8 protein-coding genes are annotated in these 9,677 nt (G+C 39.9%); 2 read left to right on the top strand and 6 right to left on the bottom strand.

What is annotated here, in order from left to right; translation table 11 throughout:
* Together GX348_02100 and GX348_02095 are read right to left on the bottom strand one after the other, a co-directional pair.
* The coding region (locus tag GX348_02100; protein NLP40980.1) for a hypothetical protein at positions 1 to 272 on the bottom strand (272 nt) is incomplete at its 3' end.
* Between the two features lie 15 nt (positions 273 to 287).
* Positions 288 to 731 carry a hypothetical protein gene (locus GX348_02095; protein ID NLP40979.1) on the bottom strand — a complete coding sequence of 148 codons (444 nt, stop codon included), beginning with the start codon at positions 729 to 731 and terminating at the stop codon, positions 288 to 290.
* A 250-nt stretch (positions 732 to 981) separates the two neighbouring features.
* Between GX348_02095 and GX348_02090 the strand changes: the two genes are divergently transcribed.
* Positions 982 to 1,413: a hypothetical protein gene (locus GX348_02090; GenBank protein NLP40978.1), complete on the top strand. Its 432-nt coding sequence runs from the start codon at positions 982 to 984 to the stop codon at positions 1,411 to 1,413.
* A 109-nt stretch (positions 1,414 to 1,522) separates the two neighbouring features.
* On the opposite strand, the gene GX348_02085 is transcribed toward GX348_02090, so the two are convergent.
* Positions 1,523 to 2,617 (bottom strand): mechanosensitive ion channel family protein, encoded by a 1,095-nt coding sequence (locus GX348_02085; GenBank protein ID NLP40977.1) that lies wholly within the window; start codon positions 2,615 to 2,617, stop codon positions 1,523 to 1,525.
* A gap of 578 nt (positions 2,618 to 3,195) precedes the next feature.
* Here GX348_02085 and gdhA point away from each other — a divergent pair.
* Positions 3,196 to 4,542: an NADP-specific glutamate dehydrogenase gene (gdhA, locus tag GX348_02080; protein ID NLP40976.1), complete on the top strand. Its 1,347-nt coding sequence runs from the start codon at positions 3,196 to 3,198 to the stop codon at positions 4,540 to 4,542.
* Positions 4,543 to 4,748: 206 nt separating this feature from the next.
* Here the strand turns inward: gdhA and GX348_02075 are convergent, their stop codons facing one another.
* From GX348_02075 to GX348_02065, 3 genes are all read right to left on the bottom strand, one after another.
* Positions 4,749 to 6,467, bottom strand: coding sequence for a radical SAM protein (locus GX348_02075; GenBank protein ID NLP40975.1), 1,719 nt, complete (start codon positions 6,465 to 6,467; stop codon positions 4,749 to 4,751).
* Positions 6,464 to 7,594 (bottom strand): cyclic nucleotide-binding domain-containing protein, encoded by a 1,131-nt coding sequence (locus tag GX348_02070; GenBank protein ID NLP40974.1) that lies wholly within the window; start codon positions 7,592 to 7,594, stop codon positions 6,464 to 6,466. Before GX348_02070 ends, GX348_02075 begins: the two co-directional genes overlap by 4 nt.
* 198 nt (positions 7,595 to 7,792) lie before the next feature.
* Positions 7,793 to 9,451: a PAS domain S-box protein gene (locus GX348_02065; protein ID NLP40973.1), complete on the bottom strand. Its 1,659-nt coding sequence runs from the start codon at positions 9,449 to 9,451 to the stop codon at positions 7,793 to 7,795.
* Positions 9,452 to 9,677 lie beyond the last annotated feature (226 nt).

Raw genomic sequence — 9,677 nt, 5'->3', positions numbered from 1 at the left:
TCTTCTGCCTGCCTGACCACTTTGTTATCCGCCAAAGAGGCTTTGTCAGCTTCATCAACCGCCTTTAATGGTATAACTGAATAAAAAGGATATTTAAAGGGTTCCCTAATTTTGTGCTCGATTATTTGAATATCATCTATGTACTTATAATTAGCTGACTTAATAACCGGCAAAACAGCCACCTTGAGCGGAGTCATTGCCTGAGCAGTTAAACCGCCCGTCAAGACGCACAGGAGTAAGAATACAAACACAACCTTTTGCAGGCTTTTCACTTGGTCAGCACCCCGCTAATATCTTTTTTCAAAAAGCACCTGATACTCGTTTCGGTATTCTTTGTCCCGCTTAATTTTTATAGTTTCTGCATCATTTGAGCGTTTAATGACGACCCCTTCGCCGGGCCGGACTACGACATTAGGCGCGATATCGATATCCCGGTTTTTCTTTTTGATTGACATAGTGTTGTCTTCCGGATTTATTGGATCACTGCCGCGAAATTGAATTGGCTCGGGCGACAATCGCATTTGCCTTTTTTGGAGCTGCGCCGGTTGATCTGCAGTTTCGGTTTTGTTATCTTTTTCAGTATGTATATCAGGGTGCTGTGCAGGAGTTTGGCTCTGCTCGGGAACTGGGACACCTTTTTCGCTGGAGCTCCTTTGAAACCAAAACCAAAGTCCTCCTGCACAAAGTATAATAATGGCAATTGCTGATATTAACCACATTTTTCGTTTCACAAATAATTACCTCTCAGTCTTACATAAAAATAACCATATCCCTAGTGATGCTGGCCAAAGCATACAGACATCTCACACAGCACATGTAAGTATATCATTACCTGAAATTAGTGAAAAGTCCTGCAACATCCACATTACGCTACCAACTTAATTATCATGAAAGTATAAATTTGACCATTCTTCGCAGGAATATTATCCCGGATTGCGGAATCATACCAACAGGGAAAATTTAACGGAAGGGGCTAGCTAAATGAAAACCGCAAAAATTGCTCTTATATTAGCCGGCGTCATGTTTCTTGTACTGGGTGTATTTGCACCAAATGCCTACGCCGCGGATAAAACGTTTACTGTAAAAGTTATCGTTAATCAGGATTTTTGGGACAGCAAAGTAACTTTTCCTAATGGCAACAAAGCCGAAATAAACGGCATCGGCGTAGTCGTGCTTGATAAAGGATTGCCGCAAGAATTCAAGACCCTAACTCCCGGTCAAAATGAGCTAAGCTTTGACTACACTGGCATCGAAGGCTCCGACTACCAAATAAAAATTCCCTTCTTGGCCGGTCCCGGTGCTTCAGTATTTCAAATCATGGAAAAATTTAAAAATACTGGCCAGACCCTCATATATACCATCGGCGTAGATACGACTATCCGTCCCTTAACCATCGAACTCACCCAACACTAGATGCCCGAGAACGGTGAATTATTGTTTGTCTTAAAATTCCATCTAAAAAGAAGGCTTGAATTCGTTCTATTCTGAATCTCAAGCCTTCTTTTTATGCACTTTATGTTCCCTATTTTTCCTGAGCCTTCATCTCGATTGGCGTTTCAACATAGACACTGGTACTTGGGAAGGCAAATGAAACACCTTCGTTTTCTAATATCTCCATTATTTTAAAGTTAATATCCTGCTTAATATTCAGATACTCTCCCCATATTACAGTTGCAGTAAAAAAGTACACAAAAATATTTAAAGAGCTCTTGTCAAGAGAATCGAATTTTACAAATATCGTCTGTTGATCAACATCAGGATGGTTCCGTAAGAGGTCTTCAATCTTTGAAATACATGCTTTCAGCTTATAACTGGGCGTATTATATTTTAGCGATATTTCAAAAGTAACTCTTCGTATTAATCTTTTTGTAAAATTGATGATAGGTGTGTTAACCAATGTTGAGTTTGGAACGGTGACTAAAGCCTGGTCAAAGGCTCGTATTTTGGTACTTCTGAAATTAATGTCTTCGATTGTGCCTTCAACTTCATTTGTTTTTATCCAGTCCCCAATACTAAAGGGTTTGTCTGTTATAATAACAATCCCTGAAAAAATATTAGCCAGTAAATCTTTTGCCGCTAAAGCGAAAGCTAATCCGCCTAAGCCTAAACCTGCAATAAAACCGTTCACATCATATCCCCATGTACTGGCTATAGCAACAAAAGCTAATGCCAGCACAATTGCCCGGAAAACTTTCGAAAGAAAAGGTATTAAAATTTTATCTACTTCACGATTAACCAATTTATTAATTTCACTTTCGTTGGCCGCATAGTAGAGAACTAGCGAATAAATTGCATTAGCAAATAAAACAATGATACCTGTTCTGAATATATCATTCAAAATAGGGTTAAACGCGTTTGGTAAGTAATTCTGCAAAGCAAAATAAGCACCGATGAGAACAATCAAGTTTTTTAACGGGTTTCGTACAGCATTAAGAAAAGATGCACTAGAATCCAGCTTGTTTCGATTAATCAAGCTAAGCATGAAATGAAAAATGTAATTAGTAAATAAATTCTTAAAGCCCCAAAATATTAGAAAAATAGTAAGAGATACAGCTAGCTTATATAAGTGTACATAGCTAGTTACATATACGGTGATTGCAGTAAGCTGGTCAATCATTTGACTGGTAAACGTCAGCTCAATCTCCTCCTATCAATAATTAACGTAACGATGAATCCCTTTTTGACATTTTCTCTCGTCTTTCACATTTTTCCACATTATATCATTGGAAAGCAAAGGAAGCAACGGAGCCATCCCCGTGCTTCTTTTTATTTGGGCTGGCACGGAGATTACTTATCTCGACTTTACTGACGCATACCATCTCTTATATCAGTAACCGTATGAATAATTATGCATATAAAGGGATGTGTTAAATCGTGAGGCTTCCAAAAAAGTATACAAAAAACATCCTTTCGTCTAGTGGACATATACATTTATGAGGTGTATATTATACATTGGTTGGTTTTTTTGTTAGAAAGAGGAGGTAATGTGGGATTTATTACGACATGTATACACTTTTAAAGTAACACACCTGCCGGGTCAGTAGCCCGTTAGATTTATGCAATAATCCTTTATAACTAAACAATCCTTTATACCAATGTACAGACCAAAAAACAAGCCGGCCTACATGCTGTATTGTAATTTCTTACTTATTGATGCGTCGAAAGCAGATAAAACGGAGGGGTATTTATATTATGATAAACGCTAAACAATACTGTACCGAACTCTATGGTAGAGTTGTCAAAAGGAACGCCTGTGAACCTGAGTTTCACCAAGCTGTCCAAGAGATTCTCGAATCCCTAATACCAGTTCTTGAAATGCGGCCTGAGTATATTAAACTCGGTATAGTCGAGAGCATTGTTGAACCCGAACGCCAGATTATATTCAGAGTTCCTTGGGTAGATGATGCTGGTGTTACACATGTTAACAGGGGCTTCAGGGTTCAGTTTAATAGTGCCATAGGCCCATATAAAGGCGGTATCCGACTCCACCCTTCGGTATACATCGGCATTATTAAGTTTTTAGGCTTCGAGCAGGTCTTTAAAAATTCTTTGACCGGCTTGCCTATCGGCGGCGCTAAAGGCGGTTCTGACTTTGATCCAAAGGGTAAGTCGGATATGGAGATTATGCGTTTCTGCCAAAGTTTCATGATTGAGCTTTATCGACATATCGGGCAAGATATCGATGTGCCAGCTGGTGATATTGGCGTAGGCGCCCGCGAAATAGGTTATATGTTCGGTCAATATAAGCGGCTTAGAGGCGCATATGAACCAGGCGTTTTAACCGGTAAGGGCCTTGAATACGGCGGAAGCTTGGCCCGAAAAGAAGCAACAGGCTACGGTCTTGTTTATTTCTTAGATGAATTGATGCGCGACAAGGGCTTATCAATTCAAGACAAAACGGTTTTGGTCTCTGGCTCTGGAAATGTTGCTATCTATACAGTAGAAAAGATTCAAGAATACGGCGGAAAGGTTGTCGCAGTAAGTGATTCTAACGGTTATGTTTATGATGCCAACGGTATCAATGTCGAAACTCTAAAGCGAATTAAAGAAGTTGAACGCAAGAGAATCTCCGAATATGTAAATCATCATCCAACTGCTGTATATTCCGAAGGCTGTTCAGGAATATGGACAATTCCCTGCGATATTGCTCTACCTTGTGCAACCCAGAACGAAATTAACCAAAATGATGCCAAGATACTTATCAAAAACGGCTGTAAGGTAGTCGCCGAAGGCGCAAATATGCCTACTACTTTAGAAGGCACAAAAGTGTTTCTGGACAACGGCATTCTGTTTGGACCGGCCAAGGCAGCGAATGCCGGCGGTGTTGCAACGTCAGCTCTCGAAATGTCCCAGAATAGCATGAGGCTTTCTTGGACCTTTGAAGAGGTTGACGCAAAGCTTAAAGATATCATGGTCAACATTTATAAAAATACCAGCAAAGCGGCCGCCGACTATGGGTTAAAAGACAATCTGGTCGCGGGCGCAAATATTGCCGGCTTTTTAAAAGTAGCTGAGGCCATGAAGGCTCATGGCGTAGTGTAATAAAAACGACTTCAATCTGTGCATTTATGCAAGGTTGAAGTCGTTTTTACTTTTACTATGGATTTAAACTTTAAACCTGCTTATGACGTTCTGTAAATCCTGTGCCATGTTGGCCAGGCTTTACTTGAAGAAGTCAAGCCATATAGACTTGATGGGTATCTGTTTTCACTCGCAAGTTAACGGACGGCTAACAATCAATATAGTCTTTAAACTGATTTCCTTGCCATCTGCCGACTGCGTTCATTGATTTTCTCCACAATTTCCCTCATGTACTTTGAGCTACCCGACATAATATCATGAAGCGACCTGCTTTTAAATTTAAGCAAATCCTGCCTGGTAGTATAGCCGATTGCCTCAGTCATCATTAAATATTCATCAGAAATGTCTGTTGGTATTCCCAGGTTGAGGACTTCGGCTCTCAGTCTGCCTGTTTCCTTCAACAAATCGGCACTGCTCATTCCCTGCAAAGAATATCCAAGATCTTTCCACAACTCAGTAGGTTTATATATTGAGTACTCATATCTCATAAAATTTGCTACAAAATCAGGCTTAACAGAAAAGCCATATTGATCAGCTTTTTCCATCCACTGAGTTTTCGGGAATACTCCCGGTGGATTTACAATAACAGTATCAGGATTTGCAGATTTTATAAGCATCATATTTTCCTGAAAGACATCCTCAATCGTTATGCCGTCAGTCACAGGACAGGGATAGATTAGCGATAAGCCAACTTTGCAGTTTTTACCAGCCTCATCGGCTGCTAACTTGATACAATTTATCGTATCAATAAGATCCTTTTTGGTAACTCCCTTGTTCATTATCTTCTCATTGATATAGTCATGTCCAGTTTCGCCACCGATGAACACAGCTCTCAGTCCGGCACTTATCATTAAGCGGTAGGTATCATATACTCTCGGCGTTACTTTGACCGCCCTGGCAAACATGGAAAAATTAATGTTTAAGTCTTTTTTTAATATTTCTTCAGCAATTTTTCTGCCATGCTCAAGGGGAGTTTCTGAACTGCTAAAGCGAAAAAACGCTATTCCCTGCTGCGACAGCAATTCAATTTCATTCGCTATATCACTGGCAGGACGCGGTTGATATGGTCTGGCCTGACGAGTATGCGAACAGAAACTGCAACGATTCCACGTGCAGCCAAATCCATCGACGAGCGTATGAAAATATATCTTGCCTTCTAAATCAGCAGTCCTATAGCGCGGAATGGTGAAGTATTGGCTGTCGATACTTTCATTTTCATTATAGACACCGGTTTTAATGAGTTTTGATTTACCGTATTTATTGTGAAAAGCCGCCAGAAATCCTTGCTTATCTTTAACCTGCCGGCGTAAACCGATCATTTCTTCTAAAACTTTTTCTCCTGGCCCCATAATCGCAAGGTCAAAGTCAGAATTTAAAAGCAAGTCTTCGCCATATACCTTAACATGCGGACCACCGGCAACAATTATTGTATCGGGACAGGCCGCTTTCACCTTTGAAGCCAGTAAATTACTCCAGCTAAAGGCGTCTCCGTACCAAACCTTTACTCCCAAAAATCTAATATCCTTATCTTTAATTGTTTTTATTATGTCGTCAATTCTGCTCTGAGTGTATACCTTTCGGTAGTACAGCGATAGAGCGTGAATGGGCCAAGTCAGTAGCATAATGATGAACCATAAAAATTTTAGTCTTTTATTATAAAGCTTCATCTGCAAATCTATCATGGTTCTTAATAAATCCAGACACCATTGCGGCACCCCCTCTTCAACAGCTGCTATCCTTTGGTCGTCAACAACTTGAACTAAGCAGCCCTTATCCTCTAAATATGTCCTAAGAATGGCCAGGCCATTTTCTAACGCTGCATCCGAGGCAATTCGCTGACGCGGTGCGACACTATTAACAAGAAGTATCTCTAATTTATTTTTCATTTTATTATCCTCCTAAAATTAGCTTCCGTTGATCCTGATAACAAGTTGCGCTTAATTTTATAAGCAATACCCGGCTTAGAACGGCTAAATGAGGTGAATGCTTGACGTGAAACTACTAATATATCCGAATCAGTATCAGCTTTGATATTAACGTTCTGTATTGCTTGGCCAAATAAGCCGATTTTACCGAAGTGCTGGCCGGGGTGAACTAAACTAGTTGATCTGCAAGATTGATCAAAGGATATTAATCTACCGGACATCAAAATATTTAATTCATCACTTATCAGCCCTGCAGTGATTAAATGATCCCCAGGATAGCAGTGGACACTAACACTGGTACTATACAAAAAGCTCCTCGCTTCAACTTCGGTTAAGCCCCTTAGAGCAGGTATAATTTCCTGCGGCAGCCCGCCTAATTTTTGACATAAAAAATCCCACAATTCTTCCTCTGTAACTAGCTGACTATTAATTCCAGAAGCGGCCTCAGGGAATTCCTGATAGAACCACTCCGTCGCTGTTCGATCATCTATCCCTCTTTTTCTTGCTATCCGAATAAACGGTGAACGAACAGCTTTTAAGTGGCTGGCATCATTCACCATTAAGACGAATGGCGTTAGCATCCCATAGCCAGGATCGATAAAATTGCGGCCAAAACGCCGACAGCCAAACTGCTCGTAAAGGCGGAGCAAATAAAAATTGCAACCACCAAAGTTAAACTGAACATGGTGGTTGCAATATAGTTCATACCCTTTGGCTGAAAGCAAGTGCAATGCCGGTGAATTCCGGTAAGCCGGGGATACCATTAATTTAGAGCTAAACGCAACTAAAGGGCAGCCGCTCTCTTGACAAAAAGTTTTAAAGTTATCCATGTATAAAAGTTTGGCTAAGCCACGGGGAAACTGCTCAATTAAGCCGATGTTAACCCGCATAGTACCTATAATCTCGGAACCGATTTTGGCGTACAGCAAAAAAGCCCATTTGTCTAATTCGTCGAATAACATTTTGCTGCCATGGTCAATTACAACAGGCTGCCTGTACATTTCTTCAACATAAATATGGTATCGAAGCCGAAAAATTGCTTCTTTTTCATACTCTGTGGACGCAATCCCAATCTGAATTTTCTCCAAGAACATCCTCTCCTTTTGCTTTTTGTTAACACGAATAACGCAGCTTATGTAACCATTTATTTACACCCCCTTTTAAATGTAAAATACGATATTTGTAAAATTATCCCTACTATTGTATTTTTTTGTAATTAGTAAAAAAATAATAGCCCTCACCCTTAATTAAGGAATGAGAGCTATTTTGAGGTTAACTATCCCATTTTAAATATTAAACCGAACGAAAAAAGTTGTTCCGCTTTTGTTTGTATCAACAGCTATAGTAGCATTATGCCTACTCGCAATTCGGTAGCATACCGGCAAGCCTAAACCGGTTCCGTTTTCTTTGGTTGTTTGGAACGGTGTCCCAAGGTTGTCAAGGATATGCGCAGGTATGCCGCCACCTTGATCTCGAATTGCTAAGACAACTTCATTATCAATATGATAAGTACTAATATGCAGGTCACCGCCTTGCGGCATCGCCTCTAAACCATTACGAACAAGGTTAAGTAAAAGCTGACGAATCTCATTTTCATCAAGATACAATAGTGGTATATCGCCAAACTCTCTTTTTATACGGGAGCTGCTAGCAATTGCATCAGCTTCTAGCAAGGGCAGCAGGGAATTAATGATGGTATTCAAGTCTTTTTTCTGCAGTTCAACCAGCTTATCTTTAGCTAGTGACAAATATTCGCGAATAATCAAATTAGTTCTATCCAATTCATCAATCATTAGTTCAAATCTATCTTTATATGAATCAAAATCTTTTTTATTAGCCATCATTTGTAGGTAGCCCCGAACTGTCGTCAGCGGATTTCTGATCTCGTGGGCTACATTAGCAGCCATCTTCCCGATTATATTCATTCTATCAAGCCGCGATACGCTTTGTTCTAAATTTTTTCGCGCTGTGACATCGCGAATAATACCTTCGATCGATACAAGATTACCAAGTTGATCAAAATGATGCACTGCATTCTGTTCTACCCATCTTACTGTTTGATCCCGGCGAATTATTCGCAGCATAAGCGGCAATGTGCTTGAGGGGTGGGAATTCTGCATAAAGTTATCAAACTGCGGTATGTCATTGGGGTGAATAATAGCGGACAGCAAGCTAGCATCATTATAAAAATCCTGCGGTCGATAACCAGTTATAGCTGTTACTGCCGGGCTGATATATTCAACTTTGGCTTGAGGCTGGACTTTATAAAGATATATTACGTCTACAGCATTTTCTGCTAATAAGCGGTATTGAGATTCCTTTTGGGCCAAATTTATTCGTGTCTGCTCTAAATAAAACATCATACTTGCAAGCGCAACCCCAAACCGCAGGAGGCCCTCGATCATATAGCCCCACGGAGCAAATTGAGGTATATCAATTAAAAAAGGCATGTCAAATGTATGAAGCCCCCAAATTATATATAAAGATCCCAAAATACGATTACTTAGGAATTCTCCTTTAAAATATTTAATGAAACTCACACCGGCCCATATTAAAACAAAACTGCAAAACCAAGCTAATGGCGTAAGCTTATAGGCTAACGGAAAATCTAAATAATTAAGCGTTATACTCAGTAAAAAGGCACAAATTCCACCGATTATCCAGCGATGATTAACTGGTTTAGCGGCAAAGCGATATGCTGCCCAGAGAAATAATATGCAGCTTGATAGTAATAGAATTGAAAAAATGGAAAAGCCCCATAACGAGTTTATCCATGCAAACATGCCGGAATCAAAAAGAATAATCCGTAGGAAAAGAGCCGACCAGCTGGCTACCCATAAGCCCATGCTGAGTTCGCGGAACATTACGTAAAGATATAAATAGGCCATTATCATAGCAAATGTGCCAATTGTTGCCCCAATCGTTATTGTATAGAAAAATTCCATTAACTCACTCCTAATTAGCCCGCATGTTATACTGCATAAGTTTGCCATAAATTACAAAATCCCTGCATTTCTGTAATCTGCATTTTAGTTTTAATGTCCTAATTACTTAGGCCAACAGACTCTAATCGCTAATAAGGGTTAAATATTTAAGTCGACCTAGGCAAACTTAAATATTGGGAATTATAACCATCTGTCTTGTACTGGTGTGGCTCACACTTTATAATAT

This window comes from Veillonellaceae bacterium (assembly GCA_012523975.1).
Classification (GTDB): Bacteria; Bacillota; Negativicutes; order JAAYSF01; family JAAYSF01; genus JAAYSF01.
The sequence above is the reverse complement of the archived record's forward strand: the minus strand, read 5'-3'. Positions and strand labels throughout refer to the sequence as shown.